At 36.0% G+C, this 20414-nt stretch carries 17 protein-coding genes; 4 read left to right on the top strand and 13 right to left on the bottom strand.

The window, feature by feature from the left end:
* Positions 1-390 precede the first annotated feature (390 nt).
* From I6I93_RS03710 to I6I93_RS03725, 4 genes are all read right to left on the bottom strand, one after another.
* Positions 391-1398, bottom strand: coding sequence for an electron transfer flavoprotein subunit alpha/FixB family protein (locus tag I6I93_RS03710; protein ID WP_112889489.1), 1008 nt, complete (start codon positions 1396-1398; stop codon positions 391-393).
* A gap of 14 nt (positions 1399-1412) precedes the next feature.
* Complete coding sequence (locus I6I93_RS03715) at positions 1413-2213, bottom strand: electron transfer flavoprotein subunit beta/FixA family protein (RefSeq protein ID WP_112889490.1); 801 nt, start codon at positions 2211-2213, stop codon at positions 1413-1415.
* An 18-nt stretch (positions 2214-2231) separates the two neighbouring features.
* Entirely contained in the window at positions 2232-3374 is a 1143-nt protein-coding gene (locus I6I93_RS03720; protein WP_112889491.1) for an acyl-CoA dehydrogenase, read from the bottom strand.
* Positions 3375-3750: 376 nt separating this feature from the next.
* Entirely contained in the window at positions 3751-4185 is a 435-nt protein-coding gene (locus I6I93_RS03725) for a universal stress protein (RefSeq protein WP_070701366.1), read from the bottom strand.
* A gap of 239 nt (positions 4186-4424) precedes the next feature.
* On the opposite strand from I6I93_RS03725, the gene I6I93_RS03730 reads away from it, so the two are divergent.
* Positions 4425-4982, top strand: coding sequence for a TetR/AcrR family transcriptional regulator (locus tag I6I93_RS03730; protein WP_112889492.1), 558 nt, complete (start codon positions 4425-4427; stop codon positions 4980-4982).
* Complete coding sequence (locus tag I6I93_RS03735) at positions 4969-6003, top strand: DUF2871 family protein (protein ID WP_112889493.1); 1035 nt, start codon at positions 4969-4971, stop codon at positions 6001-6003. The genes I6I93_RS03730 and I6I93_RS03735 overlap by 14 nt, the downstream gene beginning before the upstream one ends.
* A gap of 538 nt (positions 6004-6541) precedes the next feature.
* Here the strand turns inward: I6I93_RS03735 and I6I93_RS03740 are convergent.
* The 3 genes from I6I93_RS03740 to I6I93_RS03750 all read right to left on the bottom strand — a co-directional run bounded on the left by I6I93_RS03740 (position 6542) and on the right by I6I93_RS03750 (position 11657).
* Positions 6542-8857, bottom strand: coding sequence for an S-layer homology domain-containing protein (locus I6I93_RS03740; RefSeq protein WP_112889494.1), 2316 nt, complete (start codon positions 8855-8857; stop codon positions 6542-6544).
* Positions 8858-9372: 515 nt separating this feature from the next.
* A complete protein-coding gene (locus I6I93_RS03745) occupies positions 9373-10470 on the bottom strand; it encodes a SpoIIE family protein phosphatase (RefSeq protein ID WP_172605450.1) in 1098 nt (365 codons plus the stop codon).
* A gap of 56 nt (positions 10471-10526) precedes the next feature.
* Positions 10527-11657, bottom strand: coding sequence for a THUMP domain-containing class I SAM-dependent RNA methyltransferase (locus tag I6I93_RS03750; RefSeq protein WP_112889495.1), 1131 nt, complete (start codon positions 11655-11657; stop codon positions 10527-10529).
* A 120-nt stretch (positions 11658-11777) separates the two neighbouring features.
* Between I6I93_RS03750 and I6I93_RS03755 the strand changes: the two genes are divergently transcribed.
* Positions 11778-12131 carry a class II SORL domain-containing protein gene (locus I6I93_RS03755; protein ID WP_070701359.1) on the top strand — a complete coding sequence of 118 codons (354 nt, stop codon included), beginning with the start codon at positions 11778-11780 and terminating at the stop codon, positions 12129-12131.
* 95 nt (positions 12132-12226) lie between these two features.
* On the opposite strand, the gene I6I93_RS03760 is transcribed toward I6I93_RS03755, so the two are convergent.
* The 4 genes from I6I93_RS03760 to I6I93_RS03770 are packed head-to-tail and all read right to left on the bottom strand — an operon-like array spanning position 12227 to position 16889.
* Positions 12227-13399: an iron-containing alcohol dehydrogenase gene (locus I6I93_RS03760; RefSeq protein WP_112889496.1), complete on the bottom strand. Its 1173-nt coding sequence runs from the start codon at positions 13397-13399 to the stop codon at positions 12227-12229.
* Positions 13400-13407: 8 nt separating this feature from the next.
* Positions 13408-13770: an ATP-binding cassette domain-containing protein gene (locus I6I93_RS09325; protein WP_256584800.1), complete on the bottom strand. Its 363-nt coding sequence runs from the start codon at positions 13768-13770 to the stop codon at positions 13408-13410.
* Complete coding sequence (locus I6I93_RS03765) at positions 13745-15190, bottom strand: ABC transporter ATP-binding protein (protein ID WP_256584801.1); 1446 nt, start codon at positions 15188-15190, stop codon at positions 13745-13747. The genes I6I93_RS09325 and I6I93_RS03765 overlap by 26 nt, the downstream gene beginning before the upstream one ends.
* Entirely contained in the window at positions 15177-16889 is a 1713-nt protein-coding gene (locus tag I6I93_RS03770) for an ABC transporter ATP-binding protein (protein WP_112889497.1), read from the bottom strand. Before I6I93_RS03770 ends, I6I93_RS03765 begins: the two co-directional genes overlap by 14 nt.
* Before the next feature lie 98 nt (positions 16890-16987).
* Here I6I93_RS03770 and I6I93_RS03775 point away from each other — a divergent pair, with 98 nt between their 5' ends.
* Positions 16988-17407: a RidA family protein gene (locus I6I93_RS03775; RefSeq protein ID WP_112889498.1), complete on the top strand. Its 420-nt coding sequence runs from the start codon at positions 16988-16990 to the stop codon at positions 17405-17407.
* Positions 17408-17592: 185 nt separating this feature from the next.
* Here the strand turns inward: I6I93_RS03775 and tuf are convergent, their stop codons facing one another.
* Positions 17593-18786: an elongation factor Tu gene (gene tuf, locus I6I93_RS03780; protein WP_112889499.1), complete on the bottom strand. Its 1194-nt coding sequence runs from the start codon at positions 18784-18786 to the stop codon at positions 17593-17595.
* Between the two features lie 80 nt (positions 18787-18866).
* A complete protein-coding gene (locus I6I93_RS03785; protein WP_172605451.1) occupies positions 18867-20210 on the bottom strand; it encodes an MATE family efflux transporter in 1344 nt (447 codons plus the stop codon).
* Positions 20211-20414: the final 204 nt, after the last annotated feature.

Consider the following 20414-nt stretch of genomic DNA (forward strand, 5'->3'; position numbering starts at 1 on the left):
TTCTAAAAATCTATAAGTCAATATTTTTTCTTACTTAATTAACTTTCACGCCTTCATAATTTTTTTCTCACTTATTAAACTTTCACGCCTTCATAATTTTTTCTTACTTATTAAATTTTTCCTATTTCAAAATTTTCTATTAAGTCACTAAGTCTTACTCCCCTATAGTTTTTTATTAAGTCACACTTCTTTATGACTTTGCCATATATTTCTACTTAATAAATTTATATAGCTTTCTGATTTTTTAATTTTCACATCTTAGGACTTTAGATTTATTTGTAAGTTTATAAAGACTTATCATCTCTTAAACTTTACAAGACTCATAATTTTTGCAGCAAAAAAGAGACTACAAATTTGTAGCCTCTTCTTATAATTAAAATTTAATTTAGATTAAATTTCTGCTTTAATTTTTTGTTCTCTTTCAATAGCTTCTACTAGTTTTGGAACAACTGCGTTGATGTCTCCAACTACTCCTAGGTCAGCTACTTCGAAGATCGCTGCTTCTGGGTCCTTGTTAACAGCTATGATAAGGTCAGAGTCTTCCATACCTGCAACGTGTTGGATTGCTCCAGAGATACCCATTGCGAAGTAAAGTTCTGGTCTAACTGTCTTACCAGTTTGTCCAACTTGGTGATCTTTTGTGATCCAACCAGAGTCTACTGATGCTCTTGATGCAGAGATTTCTGCTTCTAGCTTGTCAGCAAGTTCTTGAAGTGGTTTGAATCCTTCTGGTCCACCAATTCCACGTCCACCAGATACAAGGATCTTAGCTTCTGTGATATCTTTCTTGTGTGATTCTTCTTTTGCAATATCAAGAATTTTAACATTCATGTCAGCATCTGTGAAGTCAACTTTGAATTCTTCAACTTCGCCTTTTCTTGAATCGTCAGAATCAAGTGCTTGCATAACGCCTGGTCTTACTGTAGCCATTTGTGGTCTAAAGTCTTCACAAACGATAGTAGCCATTAGGTTACCACCAAATGCTGGTCTTGTCATCATTAGGTTTTTAGATTCTGGATCTATTTCTAGTTTTGTACAGTCAGCAGTAAGTCCTGTGTGAATTCTTGCTGCAAGTCTTGGAGCAAGGTCACGACCTATTGATGATGCACCGTAAATCACGATTTCTGGTTCTTTATCTTTAATTATTTTTGTTATTGCCTTTGCGTAAGGTTCAGTAACATATTCTTTTAGGATAGGGTCTTCTACTACGATTACCTTGTCTGCGCCGTGTTTAATAAGAGTTTGTGCGTGGTCTTTAACCTTGTCACCAAGGATAACACCAACAACATCTTGTTCTAGAGCGTCAGCAAGTTCTCTTGCCTTTCCTAGAAGTTCTATTCCAACTTTTTCAAGTTTATTGTCTCTTTGTTCTATAAATACAAATACATCTTTACTCATTTTTAAACCCCCAATTAGATAATATACTTTTCTTGAAGTTTAGCAACGATAGCTTGAGCTGCTTCGTCAGCAGTTAAGTCAGTTAAAAGTACGCCCTTACCTTTACCTTGTTTAGGGAAAGATTTTCTAACTTTTGTAGGTGAACCCTTAAGTCCTATGTTTGCCATATCAAGTTTGTCTTTAATATCTTCTAGACCCCAAACTTTGATTTCTTTTTGGTAAGATTCAAATACTTTACCAATTGTCATATATCTAGGTTCAGCTAATTCTGCGATTGCAGTAATTAGGCATGGGAATTTAATATTAATTGTGTGGTATCTGTCTTCGAATTGTCTCTTAACTGTAATACCCTTTTTGTCTTCATCAAGGTCAAGTTCTTCTACATAAGAAACTTGTGGAACTCCAATGTGTTCTGCGATTTGTGGTCCAACTTGTGCAGTATCACCGTCGATTGCTTGTCTACCACAGATGATTAGGTCAAAATCAAGGTGTTCAAGTGCTGCAGTGATTGTACAAGATGTTGCCCAAGTGTCAGCTCCACCAAAAGCTCTATCAGATACTAGGATTCCTTCATCAGCGCCCATTGCAAGTGCTTCTCTTAGTGCACCTTCTGCTTGTGGAGGTCCCATTGATAATACTGTTACGTGAACATCATCTGGATTTTCATCTTTAAGTCTAAGTGCAACTTCTAGACCTGACTTATCATCAGGGTTTATAATACTTGGTACTCCGTCCCTAATAAGTGTATTAGTAACAGGGTCAAGTCTAACTTCATTAGTATCAGGTACTTGTTTAATACATACTACTATATTCATTTATATTACTCCTTCCGATTATTTAACGCCCATCCAGCCAGATACAACCATCTTCATTACTTCAGATGTACCTTCGTAAATTTCTGTAATCTTAGCATCTCTCATCATTCTTTCTATTGGATAGTCACGAGTGTATCCGTATCCACCGAATAATTGTAGACATCTTCTAGTAATATCACTAGCTGCATCAGCTGCAAATAATTTAGCCATTGCTGCAAAGTGTCCGTAAGGAAGGCCTGCTCCCTTAGCGTCTGCTGCTCTATAAACTAATAGTTGAGCTGCTTCTGCAGTTGTCTTCATATCTGCAAGTTCAAATTGAGTGTTTTGGAATTGAGAAATTCTTCTGCCGAATTGTTTTCTTTCAGTAGTGTATTTTACAGTTTCATCAATTGCACCTTCAGCAATTCCTAGTGCTTGAGATGCGATTCCAATTCTACCACCATCAAGTGTCTTCATAGCGATAGCGAATCCCTTACCTTCTCTTCCAAGAAGATTTTCTTTTGGTATTCTACAGTCTTCAAAAATAAGTTCGCAAGTAGAAGATCCTCTGATACCCATCTTGTCTTCTGGTTCACCAACAGTGAAGCCTGGAGTTCCTCTTTCAACTATGAAAGCTGAAATTCCGTGGTTACCCTTAGATCTGTCTGTCATTGCAATAACGATAAATACATCAGCAAATCCAGCGTTTGTTATAAATATTTTTGAACCGTTAAGTACATATTCGTCTCCATCAAGTACAGCAGTTGTTCTTTGACCACTTGCGTCAGTACCAGCACCTGGTTCAGTAAGTCCGAAAGCACCAAATTTTTTACCTGCTAGTAAGTCTGGTAAGTATTTTTTCTTTTGTTCTTCTGTTCCGTTTTCATAGATTGGAGCACAGCAAAGTGAAGTGTGAGCTGAAACAATTACACCAGTAGTAGCACATTTCTTAGAAAGTTCTTCTACTGCCATAGCATAAGCTAGGTAGTCAGCACCTTGTCCACCGTATTCTTTAGGAAATGGTATTCCGAAGAAACCATATCTGGCCATCTTTTTAACATTTTCCATAGGAACTTCTTCAGTTGCATCTACATCAGCAGCAACTGGTTCTACTTCATTTTCAGCAAAAGCGCGATACATTTGTTGTAATAATAGATGTTCCTTATCCAATTTTAAATCCATTTAAAATCCCCCTAACAATAATTTAAAGAATGTTATTTAATTAACATACGTTATTTCTATTATAACATTCTGTCTTAGTTTTTCAAGACTTTCTTTATTTAAAAACTTTTATTTAAAAACAATTTCCTATTTGATAAAAAATAAACTATTAGTAAATATTTTATGACTATTTCGTAAATTTTAATAAATTTGGAAATCTTTTTTGCCTAGCTTTGTCTTTTAACTTCACTTCTTTAAAAATTTTAAGTCTCTTGTGATAAGGTTTTTATAAAATTATGTCCAAGTGACTCAAAGATTTTACAAATAAAAATCAGGGACAAGCCCTGACTCTATTTATTTGCCCAAAAATAAAAGGACGGAAAACCCGTCCTTAATTTTAAATATCTGCCTTAACAACAAGAACAGATTTCTTTGAATGGTTAATTACCTTATTTGAAACTGAGCCAAGGAGTGTTCTTGAAAAAGCACCAAGTCCCCTGTTGCCCATGATAATAAAGTCTACATCTTTTTCTTCGGCAAACTTACAAATTTGTTCACCAGGATTGCCTGAAGTGTAAAAAGTTTCTACTCCGTGTGGATAACCATTTAAATCACTTTCAGCATCCTTAAGTATCATTTCAGCTCTTTCAACATTTGCCTTGTCAATTTCAAGTGTGAAGTTGAAGTTAGCTGGGTATTGCTCAAAAATAGAAGTTTCTGGTGTCACTGTGAGGATAAGTAGTTCAGCGCCTAGCTTTTCTCCCATGTCTCTTGCAACGTCAACTGATTTTTTTGAACTCTTTGATCCATCAATTGGTACTAATATTTTCATCTCTTGCCTCCTATTTATTTTATATATTTCTTTCTAATTTTATTATACCCTAAAAGAGGAAGATTTAACATATCAAATTACTTCTTTATAAAAGTAAAGTGATGAGTCTTCGTTTAATATAAAATTATTTTTAAATTTACAAAATTTTTGACTTAAAAACTTTTATAAAAAAGTTTGACAAATATTTTAAATAGATTTACTATTAAGTCAAGTGACAAGGTGTCACTTTAGGAGGTAATATGGCAAAGAATACTTTTAATAACTTAGATGAAGAGAGAAAAGAAGAAATTTATAGAAGCCTCAAGGAATATTTTGAAGAAGAGGACCTTAAGAAAATCAGTGTCTCTGGTATTGTCAAAAAACTTGATATAGCAAGAGGTTCTTTTTACCAATACTTTGAGAGCCTTGAGGATTGTTACGACAGTCTCCTTCAAAAGGAAACCGGCCAGGTCCATCACAAGTTTTATTTTCTCTACAAGGAAAATGGCGGCGACCTTGAGAAAACTCTCTGGGCCTACAGGGATTATTTATCAGAAGAACTCTACGACAAAAATTTAAAAAAATTATATGTGCCTAAATTTTTCTTGTTTGAAGATTCCTTTGTCAGTCATGGCAAAAACTTTTTATTGGAAAAATTGTCGAGAGACAACTACCACCGCATGGTCTTCACCATGGCCATCTTCCACCAGCTTCTAAAGGAGTCCATAACAAGGGACTATTCAAAAGAAGAATTTTTGGAAATATGTGACACCTATATCAAATGGTTGTTAGGAGGTATAAATAATGAATCAATTTGAAATATTTTTTGACGGACTCTATCTCAGCCTTGTCATCTTTTTGGGCATAAGAATGCTTTTAATAAATCACAAGGACAGCTTAACCCTTGGATCAATGACTCTCCTACTTGGACTTGGCGACTCCTTCCACCTAGTCCCAAGAATTATTGCCAATGTCATGGACAATGGTTTTGCAATTAATTCGACTTCACTCTTTGTTGGGACTAGGGTTTCTTCTATTACAATGTCAGTTTTTTATCTCTTGTTTTATTTTTACATCAAGAAGACCAAGGACTTAAAAAACAAGGGTCTTGACCTCACAATGCTTGGTCTATTTGCCTTAAGAGTGGTGACAGTCTTTATTTCCTTTAAAGGAGATGGAAGCATGGATCTTATTTCCAATCTTCCTTTTGTCATTATGGGTCTAGTTGACATCTTCCTTTTATTTAAAAATAGGAGCCGAGAAGAATTTAGGAGACTTTACATTTATGTCTTCTTTAGCTTCCTCTTCTACATACCAGTAGTTTTATTTAAGAATATTTATCCCACTATTGGAATGCTAATGATGCCAAAGACTGTCATGTATGTCCTAATTGTCCTAAAGCTTTATAAGAACTTGCAAGATGATTTTGTAAAGAGGGACCTCATGGAGTATGCCTTTGCCTATCTCCTATCAGGTATCTTAGTTGGGGCATCTTACAGGGAATTGGGAAAAGTCTTTGAAGTGACAAAGTATATGTCTCTAGCCCACACTCACCTAATTATTCTGGGCTTTGCCCTTCCAGGAATTTTTTATCTCTTGGTCAAAAACTCAGACCTTTCTGATGAAAAAATAAAAAAATTATTTAACATTTACAACTTTGGAATCTACCTTGCCTTCACTTCTATGATTATCCACGGTCTTGTAGACCCACATCTCCCTATGCGACTAACAGAGATTGGACTTATATCTATTAGTGGGGTGGGACACATTCTTCTTACCATTTCCATTGTCCTACTGGGTGTAAATGCCTTGAGATCAAGGGAGATTAAGACAGCTTAATAAAGAGAAAAATCTGTTGGGAAAGCAACAGATTTTTTTGTGTCATATTTTATTGTCGGGTGATTTTTTATAATTTTTGTTTTTATTGTCAGATTATTTTTAATTTATAATTTCATAGAGCCTTCATTTTATTAATACTTGAAATTTTATCCTCATCTTCAACTCATCTTTGATTTAACAATTTCTTACAAGTGTAAATTTTTTTATCTCATAATAAAAATCCCTAGCGTTTAATTTATTTTTCAACTTACAATTTTTTTCGACTTTCCATTTATTTTTCATCTAATAAATTCTTATGACTTTATAAATCACTGTCACTTTATAAATTATTATCACTTCATAAATTCTCATCATTTTATAAACATTTATTTGATCACAAATTTTTATCACTTAATAAATTCTCATGACTTTATAAATTCTTATCACCCCAGAAATTTTTATCATCTCATAAATACTTATGACTCTCATCTTTATCATAAATCACCAAAGAAGAGCAAAAAAATAAGACGGCCTAAGCCGTCCTATTTATATCTTTAATTTATTGCCAAACACTTACGTCTTCAGCCTTGTCTCCCTTGACTGCGTTGTGTCCATTAGAAGCGTCTATGATTTCATAGTATGCCCAGTGGCTCATTGGCACGTCAGAGAATTTCTTCAAGCTATTTGTGTTCACATTTGCAAAGGAAGTTGACTTAGTGTTTCTTCCAAATACAGAGTTAAGAACTGTAACAGCTTCGGCTCTTGTAAGTTTTTGATCTGGTTTAAATGTTCCATCAGGGAATCCCTTGATTTTCTTGTTACCATAAAGTTGGTCTATTGCATTAGATGCCCAGTGACCCTTAACATCCTTGAAGTTTGAAGATCCTGGATAACCATCCTTAACAAATACAGCAATCATTTGTGCAAATTCTGCCCTAGTGATTCCTTGGTTAGGTTTAAATGTTCCATCAGAGTAACCACTGATGAAGCCCTTAGATACTGCGAAGTTGATTTCGTCAGAGTACCATTTATTATTAGCATCCTTAAACTTAGTTGTTGGGTTCTTAGGAAGTTCTTTTCCTTCGTTAACAAGTGTTACAAACATCCTAACAGCTTCTGCTCTTGTAACTTCCTTGCCTGGTTTAAATGTTCCATCAGGATAACCTGCTATATAAGAAGGTGAGTTTACCTTAGCAGCAACTTTTGCTTCTTGTCCTGCAATTTTAACTTCAGTAGATCTTGAAGTCTTGCCAGATTCCTTAGCTTCAACCTTAATAGTTTCGCCAGCTCTTAGTTCTCTATTTAAGCTGATGTTAAAGATACCAGTTGAACCTGCACTTGCTCCACCAAGTCTTGTTCCATTTGAATCATAAACAGTTACATCTGCGTAAGCACCTGCGTTACCTCTTACAAATTTTGCTCCAGCAGAAACATTATTTACAACTGGAATCATTGAGTAACTAGAGTCACTTACATAAGTTCCATTTACATAATATTCAAGACTTCTTGAAGTTGAAACTCTTGGAGAGTTCCAAGATACCTTGAAGTATCCATCAGAATCTATTGTGTCAGATCCTAGATATGTTCCATCGTCATAAACATAAACTGTTCTGTTCTTGTATCCCTTTAGGTAACCAGATGTTGAGTAGTTTGACCTTGAAATATCTGTTGGATAAACTCTGTGGTCGTACTTGTTGGAATACCAGTCACGTCCATAGTATCTTCCATTGTTGTAGTAGTATCCATCTTTCCAAAGATTCTTTTCTGCTGAGTAGAAGCCAGATTTTTCTGCAACTAAGTCAGCCTTGTAATCTCTGTATCTTCTATAATAGTTTGAATATCTTATATAATTTCTCTTACCGTTCTTGATGTAGTAGTAATCTCCGTCAGAGTCTTTATAAACTCTGTAGCCATCATAGTAGCGGTCTCCATTTCTGTAATAGTAGTCGTCATCATAGTATCTGTAGTCATCGTAGTATTTGCCTAGATAAACTTTAAATCTACCATAAGCATCAGTCTTATCAGTATAGCCTGTTTTTGATCCGTCAATCTTTAGGGTAACTGTAGCATCTTTAACAGCTTCTCCTTTAGAAGTAACCTTACCAGTTACATAATTTCCATCATATTCAATGTCAGAAATATAAAGATCTTCCTTAGTTGGAACTGCTGGCTTTTCTTCTTCCCATTTAGCGTAAAGATTTGTATTTTCGGTAATTTCTGTGTCGAAATTAAATCTATTTACAAATACTCCGTCGTCTGTGTACCAACCTTTAAAAGTATATCCCTTTCTTGTTGGAGCAGTAGGTTTTGTAGCAGTTTTTCCTTCTTCAATAGTTTGTGTTGCTACTGTACTTCCACCCTTTGAATAAAATGTAACATCAAATTTTTTAACTTCTGGTGCTTTTTTAGTGAATTTAGCATAAATTATTCTGTCAGTATTAATTTCTTCTGTTTTTGTAAATCCAGTAGTTAACCCTTCATCAGTATACCAACCACCAAATACATAACCTTCTTTTTTTGGTTCCTTTAAGTTTTCGGCAGGAATTGCTTCTCCTTTATTTACATCTATTGGTGTGCCTAAGTCTTGGATTGTTTTTTCAGCTTTTCCTTCTTCAACTAGTACAGCTTTAAATGTAACTTTCACTATCTCTTTAGCTGGAGTTAGAGGTGTCAATTCTTGACCAGCTTTTTGGCCACCAGTTTCTCCTCCTGATTGATCAGTTGGATCAGCTTCGTTTTCTTGTGCTACTGCAACAGGAACTGTTACATCAGATAATTCTAGTTTTTCACCTTCATCATCTGCAAATACATTAAATGGTATTGAGGTTACCATTACTCCTGCGAGCAATAGTCCTAATATTTTCTTGTTTCTCATATGTTTCCTCCTATCTAAATATTTTCTGTTAAAACATTTTCCTTAAGGCTATTATACCCAAAACAATAAAAAATACATTATAATTTACAATTTTTTAATAAATTTAATTCTTTTGTAATATTGAAAGGGTAAACCTATACAAGTATATTTATTGTGTAAATCTTTTGTCAAAACTTATAATTAATTCTCAAGTTAATTTTCTTTTTTTCTTTCAAATAAATTTTCAATAAGAAAAATAAGTTGAAAGAAGAAAATTTTTTAAAAATTATTCCCTATCTACTCCTAATTTAGATCTCTCTAAAATTTCTAAAGCTAACATAAATTTTATCTCTTATTTATAGAGTGAAAAATAATTTTAAATAAAGGAGAAAATAGTTTTCACTTTAAATAAAATTATAATAATCTAAAAATAAATTAGAACTCATCAAGAATTTTTATTTTCAAAATTTTAAGCAATAAAAAAAGGCAACCCTAAGATTGCCTTAAATATTTTATAAAATTTACTTCTTAAGAACTTACCATACACTCACAATAAGCATTGATATATCGTCCACTTGTGGTATGTCTGTAAATTCTTCTAATTCCTTATTTATATATTCCAGGATGTCGCTGTTATATTCTGAAATTATGTCCAGGATTTTCTCATGGCCAAAAACTTCTTTCTTAGCATTCCTCGCCTCTTCCACCCCATCAGTCATAAAGAGGAGGTAGTCGCCAGTGTGGAGTTTTATCTCCTTCTCTTCATAGTCTGGCTTGGCGAAAAATCTTGAGATTGGATAACCTCTGGACTCAAGACTCATTGATTCCCTGTTCCTTACCATAAGGGGAAGTGGAAGGTGGCCTGCATTGGAAAAGGTGAAGGTCTTCTTTTTCAAATTATAGACCCCATAAAAGCAGGTGAAATAATTTTCTATCTCTAGCTTTAGGCCAGTGAACCTCTCACAAAGTTCCGTCAAAGTTTCTCTTGGCGATCTTTGACTTGTCTTGTCCAGGGTCCTCACCATAGACTTGATAAACATAGTCACCATAGAGGCCGCAAAGCCATGGCCCACTGAGTCTGCTATGTACATTCCTATGTGGTCGTCATCAATTTGAAAGACATCGAACATATCTCCACTTAAAATTGTTGAAGGCTTGTAGAGGTAGTTGACCTTTAGATTTTTTATGAAGCCCTTGTCGGGAAGGACCTTTCTTTGGATAAGGGAGGCTGCATTGGTTTCGTTGGTCATGAACCTATTCTTGTCTATAAGTTCCTTTTGAAGCTTCCTTGCCATAGTCACGTTCCTAAAAACTTCTACAACACCAAGGATTTCTCCCTTCTTGTTAATTATTGGAGAGCACTTAACAGAAAAGACCATGCTCCCAATATTTTCTTCCCTTTGGATGACTTCGCCACTAACTAGGGCCCTCTTGGTGATCTCAGGGTCAAAGAGGTCTTCTCCCAATATGCAGACTTTCTTTTCTGGGTCGTAACCCAAGAGGTCTTCCATGGCCTTGTTTACAAATACTACTTTTTCATTGTAGTCCAGGACCCTAACAAGGTCTGCAATGGCATTTAGGACCTGAAAGTCAATATTCTCGTCAATCTTTTCTCTTTCCATTTTGTTTACCATGAGTCACCACCTTTTGTCAATGCTTTCAGTATAACAGATGACAAACCACTAAACAATTATCTTCTTGGCTTTGGGCCATAATATTGGTAGTAGTAAGTCTTTAGTCTACCGTTGTATAATTTTCTATTTCTGTCAGCTTTTTTGCCAAAGTTCTTTTCAAAGTTTTCATTAGCTGTGATTATATAGTAGGACCAAGTCTTTAGAGACCTTGCAAGTTCGCCAAGTTCCTTGTTAAGTTCGTCTACGTCTTCTTTTCCAATTCTCTCTCCATAAGGAGGGTTGGTTATTATAATCCCATAGTCGTCTGGAAGATCCAAGTCCCTTATGTCCTTTTGGAAGAAGGAAATATCTTCGTCTAGTCCCAATATTTCTGCATTGGATCTTGCAATTTGGATTGCCTTGTGGGAGACGTCTGATGCAAGAATTTCTAATTCTTCGTCATACTTTATCTCTGAGTAGCACTTTTTCTTTTCTTCTTTAAATATTTCTTCGTCAAAAAATTTGAAGTTAACAAAGTCGAAGTCCCTCATAAGCCCTGGGGCAATATTTTTTTCTATCATGGCTGCTTCTATAGGGATTGTGCCTGATCCACAGAAGGGGTCTGCCAGAATCCTGTCCTTATTCCAAAAAGTTAATTTAACAAGAGAGGCTGCAATTGTTTCTGAAAGTGGTGCCTTGTAGTTGACTTCTCTGTAGCCTCTCTTGTGGAGTCCGTCACCTGATGTGTCCATGGTAATTTCTGCAATGTCATTTAAGAGTGACACTTCAATTTTAACTCTTGGGCCAGATTTTTCGAACCAAGAGACCTTGTATTTCATCTTTAGTTTTTCAATTATTGCCTTTTCTGTAATTCTTTGGCAGTCTGAGATAGAGAATAGTTTTGATTTCCTACTCCTTCCCTGGATGATGAATTGGTCTTCTTCTGCGATGTAGTCCCACCATCTTATCTCGAAGACCTTGTCAAACAATTCTTCAAAGGTCTCTGCCCTAAAGGAGTCGATTAGTAGTAAGACTCTCTCAGCCGTTCTCAGTCTTAAATTTAAAATGGCAATGTCCTTTAGCTGGCAAGAAATTTTTATTTTTCCATCGCTAACTTCTAAGTCCTTGTAGCCAAGGTCTTGTAACTCTCTTTTTGTAACTGCTTCAAGACCCATATTAGTAGTTGCGATTAATTTTATGTTTTCCATTTTACACCTCGCTTCCATTATACTAAATATGAAAATATTTTTCCTTAAATTAAATTCAATGTGATAATTTATTTAATTGGGGTATAATATATTTGTAAAATATTTATTGGGGGTAATAAAATGAAATTAACTGAAACAGTACAAACTGCTGATTGGAAAACTGAAAAACACGTTCCTGTAATCCACGTTGAAAAGGCTGACGGTCTTCTAAAGATCAAGGCTCTAGTTGGAGAAGAAGTTGAACATCCTAACACATTAGAACACCACATCGCTTGGATCAAAGTATTCTTCAAACCTGAAGGAGAAAAATTCCCAGTTGAAGTTGGTTCTTATGAATTTGCTGCTCACGGCGAAGCAGACCTATTCACAGTTCCATGTGTTGAAACAGCAGTTAAGACTGACAAGGGCGGCGAAGTTTACGCACTAAGCTACTGTAACATCCACGGACTTTGGGAAAACTCAGTAGAAGCTTAAGTATAATATTAAAGAGCTATGAAATTAATCATAGCTCTTTTTTCTTGCTCATTTTTATCTAATTTTATTTTCTTTTCAAATTCAAAGTCGCAAACTTATAGTGACGCCTTATAAATTTCTAATACGTCGTCTTTATTAAGTTCCACTACACCCTTGATTGATCCACCTGCGTGTCTTACAGCTGCTTCAGCCATTTCTTCTAGCTTTTCATCATCTATTCCAACTTCTCCAAGTGTCATTGGTATATTCATGTCATCTTCAAAAAACATGTGAAGAGTAGCAATTGCCTTTTTGGCATCATTCATCTTGTCATCTGATGGTTTTATATTAAATACATTTATGCCAAAGTCTCTAATCATATCAACGGTCTCATCATTTAAGATGTGCTTTAAGAATCTTGGTGTCAAGATTGCAAGTCCAATTCCATGAGTTATGTCATAGAAGGCAGAAAGTTCGTGTTCCATTGCGTGGACTGACCAGCCTGTTGACTTGCCTGTTGAAAGAAGTCCGTTGATGGCCCAAGATGAAGCCCACATAATATTTGATCTTGCTTCATAATTTTCTGGTTCTTCCATGGCGATTGGTCCGTAGTGGATACAAGTTTTTAGAATTCCTTCCGCAAGTCTATTTTGCATATAAGCATTGTCACCAAGTGTGAAATAATTTTCCATTGTGTGGCTCATGATGTCAGCTACACCTGCTGCTGTGTGTTTAACATTTACAGAATAAGTTGTTTCTGGATTCATGATTGAGAACTTTGGAAGTGTATAAGCTGATCCAAAGCCTAATTTTTGATTTGTCTCTGGGTTTGTTATAACTCCCCCAGCATCCATTTCTGAACCTGTTGCTGCAAGTGTTAATATAGTTCCAATAGGAAGAGCCTTCTCGATTTTTGCCTTCTTAATTACAATATCCCATGGGTCACAATCGAGGAAAACTGCTCCGGCAACTAACTTGGAAAGGTCAATAACAGATCCTCCACCAACTGCCAAGATGAAGTCAAGGTCGTTTTCTCTCACAATCTTAACTCCTTCTCTTGCTGAATCAACTCTTGGGTTTGGTTCTATGCCTGCAAGTTCCTTGTAGAAGATGTCATTTTCTTCAAAAATTTTCACAATTTCGTCGTAAAGACCATTTCTCTTAATTGATCCCCCGCCATAGGCAAGTAAAACTCTTGAACCATATTTTTTAATTTCAGAGGCCAAGTTATCCATTTGGTTCCTTCCAAAAAGAATTTTCGTACTTACATTAAAAATAAAATCTTTCATAATTCCTCCTAGTTTTTAAACTGTGAATTGTAAAGTTCTGCATAAATCCCATCTCTTGCAAGAAGTTCCTTGTGATTTCCCTTTTCCACTATGTCACCCTTATCTAGGACCAAAATCACATCGGAGTTAACAATAGTGGAAAGTCTGTGGGCGATGACAAAGTTTGTCCTCTCCTTTAAGAGGTTCTTCATGGCCTTTTGTATAAGGGCCTCTGTCCTGGTATCAACAGATGAAGTTGCCTCGTCTAAGATTAAAATTTCTGGATCTGACAAAAGGGCCCTTGCAATTGTAAGAAGCTGTCTTTGTCCTTGCGATATATTTGAAGCTTCTTCATTTAAGACTGTGTCATAGCCCTTTGGAAGCTTCTTCATTTAAGACTGTGTCATAGCCCTTTGGAAGCTTCTCGATAAAGGAGTGACAATAGGCCTTTTTGGCTGCGTCAATAACTTCTTCCCTTGTGGCATCTTGTCCTCCATAGAGAATGTTGTCGTAAATTGTCCCCCTAAAGAGCCAAGAATCTTGAAGTACCATACCAAAGAGGGACCTCAAGTTTTTCCTCGACACGTCTTTGATGTTTACTCCGTTTATATTAATACTACCCCTATCAATATCATAAAACCTCATTAAAAGATTTACAATAGTTGTCTTGCCGGCTCCAGTAGAACCAACAATGGCAACAGTCTTGTTCTTCTCAACATGAAGGTTTAGGTTGTTGATGACAGGAGTTTTTTTGTCGTAGGAAAAATAAACTTTATCAAACTCGATGTCTTCAACTGGTCTTTTGATTTCATCTGTAACAATTTCCTCTTCTGGCTCTTGGTCAAGGAATTCAAAAATTCTTTCAGCTGCAGCAATAGATGCTTGAAATATAGAAGCCATTTCTGCCAACTGTTCTATTGGATTTGCCAGCCTTCTTACATATTGGATAACTGCCTGGATGTCCCCAACAAACAACTTGCCAGATAGGACAAGAAGTCCCCCAACAATAGAAAGCATTACATAACCAAGGTTGGAAATAAAGGTCATAATTGGAAGCATAATCCCCGTCATAAAGGAAGCACGATAGCTGACCTCATAGAGGTTTTCGTTTATGTCCAAGAATTCTCTCTCGGCCCTTCCTTCGTAGTTAAAGGCCTTGATGAGTTCTGAACCAGAGAAGTTTTCTTCGACAAATCCAACCATAGATCCAAGCCCCTGTGACTTTCTCCTAAAATATCCTTGAGACTTCTTAGAAATAAATTTCGTAGAAAAATAAGTCATGGGCAATGTGAATAAAAAGACCAAAGTCAAGATTGGCGAAATTTTTATCATGACTGTCAAGATCCCAACTATCAATACAATAGAAGAAAGTATTGAAGAGATTGTCTGTTGCAAGTTCTTGCCCAGGGTCTCAACGTCGTTTGTCATCATCGACAAGAGGTCTCCAGTCTTATTTTTATCGTAATAAGATGTTGGAATATATTTTACCTTTTCAGAAATTTCTCTCCTAAACTTTGCAATTAAGTCTTGGGTCACATCAACTAAGATCCTACCCCGGAAGAACTCAAAGGCTCCTTGTAGTAGATAAACTACACCAAGAGTTATGCAAATTTTTATTACATAGTCGAAGTCAATCCTTGTGTTCATCTTCAGGTTTTCAAAAATCCTTGTAGTAATATTCCCCATGAGTTTTGGAGAAATAATTTCAAAAATTGATGAACCAATTGTGAGAAAAATTGCCAGAAATAGAAAGAACTTATAGGCTTTTAAATATGAAATTATCCTTAAAACTGTGTTATTATTCTTCTTCATAAGCTTGCCCCTGACTAATTGCGATTTCCCTGTAAACTTCGTTGGTCTTCATTAGGTCTTGGTGGTTGCCGTAGCCTGCCACACTTCCATCTTCTAAAACCAAAATCTTATCTGCATTTAGTATTGTCGCCACCCTTTGGGCAACAACAATTACAATTTTATCTTCGAGACTCTTCTTCAAAAGCTGTCTAAGTTCGTAATCTGTCTTGTAATCAAGAGCCGAGAAGGAGTCGTCGAAGAGGTAGACTGATGCATCACGAGTAAGAGCCCTTGCCATAGCAAGTCTTTGTCTTTGGCCACCAGAAAGATTCCTTCCACCCCTAGAAATTTTCTTTTCTAAAGGCTTGTCACCTAAAAATTCTTTGGCCCTGGCATTTTCTAAGGACTCAAGCATTTTGTCATCCTCAGCATCTTCCTTGGCATAGGATAAGTTTTCTGCAACAGTTTTTGAGAAAAAGAAGTTTTCTTGTGGAACATAGGAAATCTTGTCCCTAACTTGGTAATTATTTAGAGTTTTTATGTCAATTCCATTTAAGAAAAGTTCTCCGTCTCCTGGTTCATAAAATTGTAATAGGAGCCTAAGTAGACTTGACTTACCTGAACCAGTTCCCCCAATAATACCAAGGGTCTCTCCACTTTTGACATCAAAACTTATGTCATTTAAAACCTTTTGAGAGGCATCTGGATAGGCAAAGGAAAGATTTTTTGCTTCAATTTCATAAATGTCACCAGATAATTTTTTATCTCCACCAGTCTTTGTAGACTCATATTCCAAGACTTCGTTGATCCTCTCCATGGAAGCGAAGGTCCTTGGAAGAAGTGACAAGAGAAAACTCATCATTATCATGGCAGATAAGACTTGGGTGATGTATTGGATAAAGGCCATTAGGTCACCAATCCCCATCTCTCTTATGTCGATGAGCCTTGCACCAAAATAGAGGACAAAGATAATTCCAAAATTTAAAATTGTTCCAAGCATTGGTCTCACATTTACAAGAAGTTTATTTACCTTAGTTGCCATTTCTTGATAAGAAATGTTAGCTTCATCAAAAATTTCTTCTTCGTATTCATCCTTTGAGAAGGCCCTTATAACCCTAAGTCCAGTTAGTCTTCTTCTGAAGAGTTCATTTAACTTATCCAGCCTTCTTTGTAGAATTGGAAAATATGGAAGGCCCTTCTTGAAGACAAAATAAATCCCAATCCCAATAAAAGGAATCGTAATTGGAAAGACTGCCGACAACTTAACATTAGTTGAAAGAGCCATGATGAGACCACCAATAAACATAAGTGGACCCCTAATAAGAGGCCTAAGTCCCATTAAGACCATTTGCTCAACTTGGTTGACGTCATCAGTTGTCCTTGTGATAAGTGATGAAATGGAAAAATGTTCCACGTCATCAAAGCTAAGATAATTTATCTTTTTAAATAGTTTGTACCTAATGTCTCGTGAGAAGGCCATGGTTGTCTTAGAAGAATGGTAGGCAGCAGATGCCCTACACATTACAGTGAAGATTACCACGATAATCATGATGCCGCCAATCTTTAAGACATAGTCGGTGTCTCCATAGGCCACACCCTTATCAATGACAAGACTCATTAGCTTAGGGAGGAAAAGTTCCCCAAGAGCATTGCCAAAGGTAAGGAGGATGACCACAAAAATTCTTAATTTGTATTTATTTAATCCTTTGTATATATTCATAATTCCTCCATCATAACATTCTAACATATAGGGATTTAAAAGAAAATTCCATGAAGATAGATGCAAGACTTGCTATAATGGTTGAAGAGGTGATATAGATGGAAAAAAATCCAATGCCACAAGGAAGATACTTGCCAGCCAAAAAGTCACAGGGATTTATTTACTCAGCAGGTATGACCCCAAGACTTGACGGCAAACTAATATTAGAAGGAAAGGTCTCAAGCGATAAGGAAATCTCTTTTTATAAGGAAGCAGTAGTCCAAGCAACAAAAAATGCCTTGGCAGCAATAAAAAATACCTTAGAAGATGGCGAAGTCTTAAAAGAAATAATTTCCATGACAGTCTATGTAAACGCCGAAGAAGATTTTACGGCCCACTCAAAGATAGCAGACCTTGGATCAAACTATCTCTTTGAAGTCCTTGGAGAAAAAGGAATCTCCCCAAGAGCCGCAATAGGGGTGATGACATTGCCTGGCAACGCCCCAGTAGAAATCCAACTAGTAGCAAGTTATAAGTAGAATATAAATAAAAAAAGGAATGTCTCCTTTAATCTAAAGGCTACATTCCTTTTTTTATTCTCATTTTTTTACTTATAAGCTTTCTTATTCTACTTAAGTATTAAATAAAGACTTGCAAGAAAAAAGAGAGAGCATAAACTCCCTCTAATTTTATTTATTAAGATTTGTCTGTTAATCCCAAAGGATTAGTCAAGAATCTTTGATACTACTCCTGATGCTACAGTTCTTCCACCTTCACGAATAGCGAATCTTAGTCCTTCGTCCATAGCGATTGGTGTGATTAGTGTTACTGTAAATGTTGAGTTATCTCCAGGCATTACCATTTCTACGCCTTCTGCTAATTGGATATCTCCTGTTACGTCTGTTGTTCTGAAGTAGAATTGTGGTCTGTATCCGTTAAAGAATGGTGTGTGTCTTCCACCTTCTTCTTTTGTTAGTACGTACACTTCTGCTTCAAATTTTGTGTGTGGGTGAATTGTTCCTGGTGCTGCTAGTACTTGTCCTCTTTGGATTTCTTCTCTTTGTACACCTCTTAGTAGGGCTCCAATGTTGTCTCCTGCTTCTGCTTGGTCTAGTTGTTTTCTAAACATTTCAACACCTGTTACTACTACTTGTCTACTTTCGTCTGTTAATCCAACTAGTTCTACTGTGTCTCCTACTTTTACTACACCTTGTTCTACTCTTCCTGTTGCTACTGTACCTCTACCTGTGATTGAGAAGATGTCTTCGATAGGCATTAGGAATGGGTGTTCTGTATCTCTTACTGGAGTTGGGATGTATTCGTCAACTTCTTTCATTAGGTTGTCAATTTTGTCTCCCCATTCTCCGTCTGGATCGTCTAGTGCTTTTAGAGCTGATCCTACTACGATTGGTGTGTTGTCTCCGTCAAAGTCGTATTCTGATAGTAGGTCTCTTACTTCCATTTCTACTAATTCAATTAGTTCTGGATCGTCTACTTGGTCTTCTTTGTTTAGGAATACTACAATCTTTGGTACACCAACTTGTCTTGCAAGTAGGATGTGTTCTCTTGTTTGTGGCATTGGACCGTCTGCAGCTGATACTACTAGGATTGCTCCGTCCATTTGTGCTGCTCCTGTGATCATGTTCTTAACATAGTCAGCGTGTCCTGGGCAGTCTACGTGAGCGTAGTGTCTGTTTGCTGTTTCGTATTCTACGTGAGAAGTTGAAATTGTAATTCCTCTTTCTCTTTCTTCTGGAGCCTTGTCAATGTGTGCGTAGTCAACGAATTCTCCGCCGCCATATCTCTTGTTCATTACAAGTGTGATTGCAGCTGTAAGTGTTGTCTTACCGTGGTCAACGTGACCAATTGTTCCAATGTTTACGTGTGGTTTATTTCTTTCAAATTTTGCTTTTCCCATGCTATTCCTCCTGGATATTTAAATTAAGTTCATAATACCTCAAATTCAAATTTTTTTCAACATTTAAGCCAATTTAAGCCTTAAATTGCTTCCATTTTTCTTCTTACAAAGGTGTTCATAAAGTAGGCTATGAAAAATACTGACGCAATCTCTGCAATTACGTAACCCCACCAAATTTCGTTAACTGTAAAGAAGGTCACTGCTATATAGGCAACTGGTAATAGGACTATGATTTGTCTTAGGATTGAGTCAAGTAGTGCCAAGATTCCGTTGCCAAAGGCTTGGAAGACTGATGTCCCTACTATTGATATGCCAGCAAATACATAGGATAGGGCACAAATCCTAAGCATTGGTATTCCAATTTCCAACATCTTGTCCGATGCTGAGAATATTCCTAAGATTTCTCTTGGGAAGGTCATAATAAGTCCCGATACTATTAGGGTCATTACTATTACTGTTGCAAAGGCAAGCTTTATCGATTTTATAATCCTCTCTTTATATTTTGCCCCATAGTTGTAGGCGATGATTGGAACTAGTCCGTTGTTTATTCCAAAGATTGGCATAAAGACAAAGGACTGAACCTTGAAATAGGCGCCTAGGGCTGCTATGGCAGATGTGGAAATCTCTGATAGCATTTTGTTTAATACATATATTGTAAAGGACTGGATTGTTATTGTAATCATTGATGGAATCCCAACAATATAAATCCCCTTAATAATTTTTGGATTAAAAGAAAACTTCTTAATAGTTATATCTGGATTAAACTTGTGCTGGAAGAAGGCTCCACATATTGCTCCAATAATTTGTCCTGTTACAGTTGCAACTGCTGCACCCTTTACCCCCATGGCTGGAAGTCCAAAATAACCAAAGATAAATATTGGGTCTAGGATAATATTTAGTACTGCCCCAATAAGTTGGGTCAACATGGTAAATATTGTCCTACCCGTTGATTGAAGGGTTCTTTCCAAAAATATTTGTGTAAATACACCTACAGATAGGCCCATTACAATTTGAAGATAGTCCACTCCATAGTTAATTATATTTTCATTCGTTGTTTGAGCTGACACAAAGGGCATTGGCAAAAACCTTGACAAAATAAATAGAAGTATTCCATATAGTATGGCAAGTGTAAGTCCATTTTCCGCTGTCTTGTTGGCCCGATCAAAGTTTTTCTCTCCCAAGTATCTTGAGATGAGTGAGTTCATACCAACTCCTGTACCTACTCCAATTCCTATCATTATATTTTGAATAGGAAAGGCAATGGCAATGGCTGTGAAGGCCTCTTCATTTATCTTTCCAATGTAGTAGGAGTCTACCAAGTTGTACATGGACTGGATAAACATAGAGATCACAATTGGAAAAGATACTTGAAATAAAAGTTTTGGGATTGACATAGTCCCCAATTTATTTTCATTATTTTGCACTTAATCACCTCTTACTCTTTTATTGTAATCCTAACTATTATATAGGAAGATATAAGTTTTTTGAAGTATAAAAAAGAAGTTAGGAAAATTCCCAACTTCTTAAATATCATTTTTTTCTCTTAACAGTAATAATGTTTTCGTAATAGTATAGAAAAATAAGATTAAACCAATCCTATTTATTTTTATGAATATCGTATAAGCAAT

This window comes from Peptoniphilus harei, from assembly GCF_016726485.1.
Classification (GTDB): domain Bacteria; phylum Bacillota; class Clostridia; order Tissierellales; family Peptoniphilaceae; genus Peptoniphilus_A; species Peptoniphilus_A harei.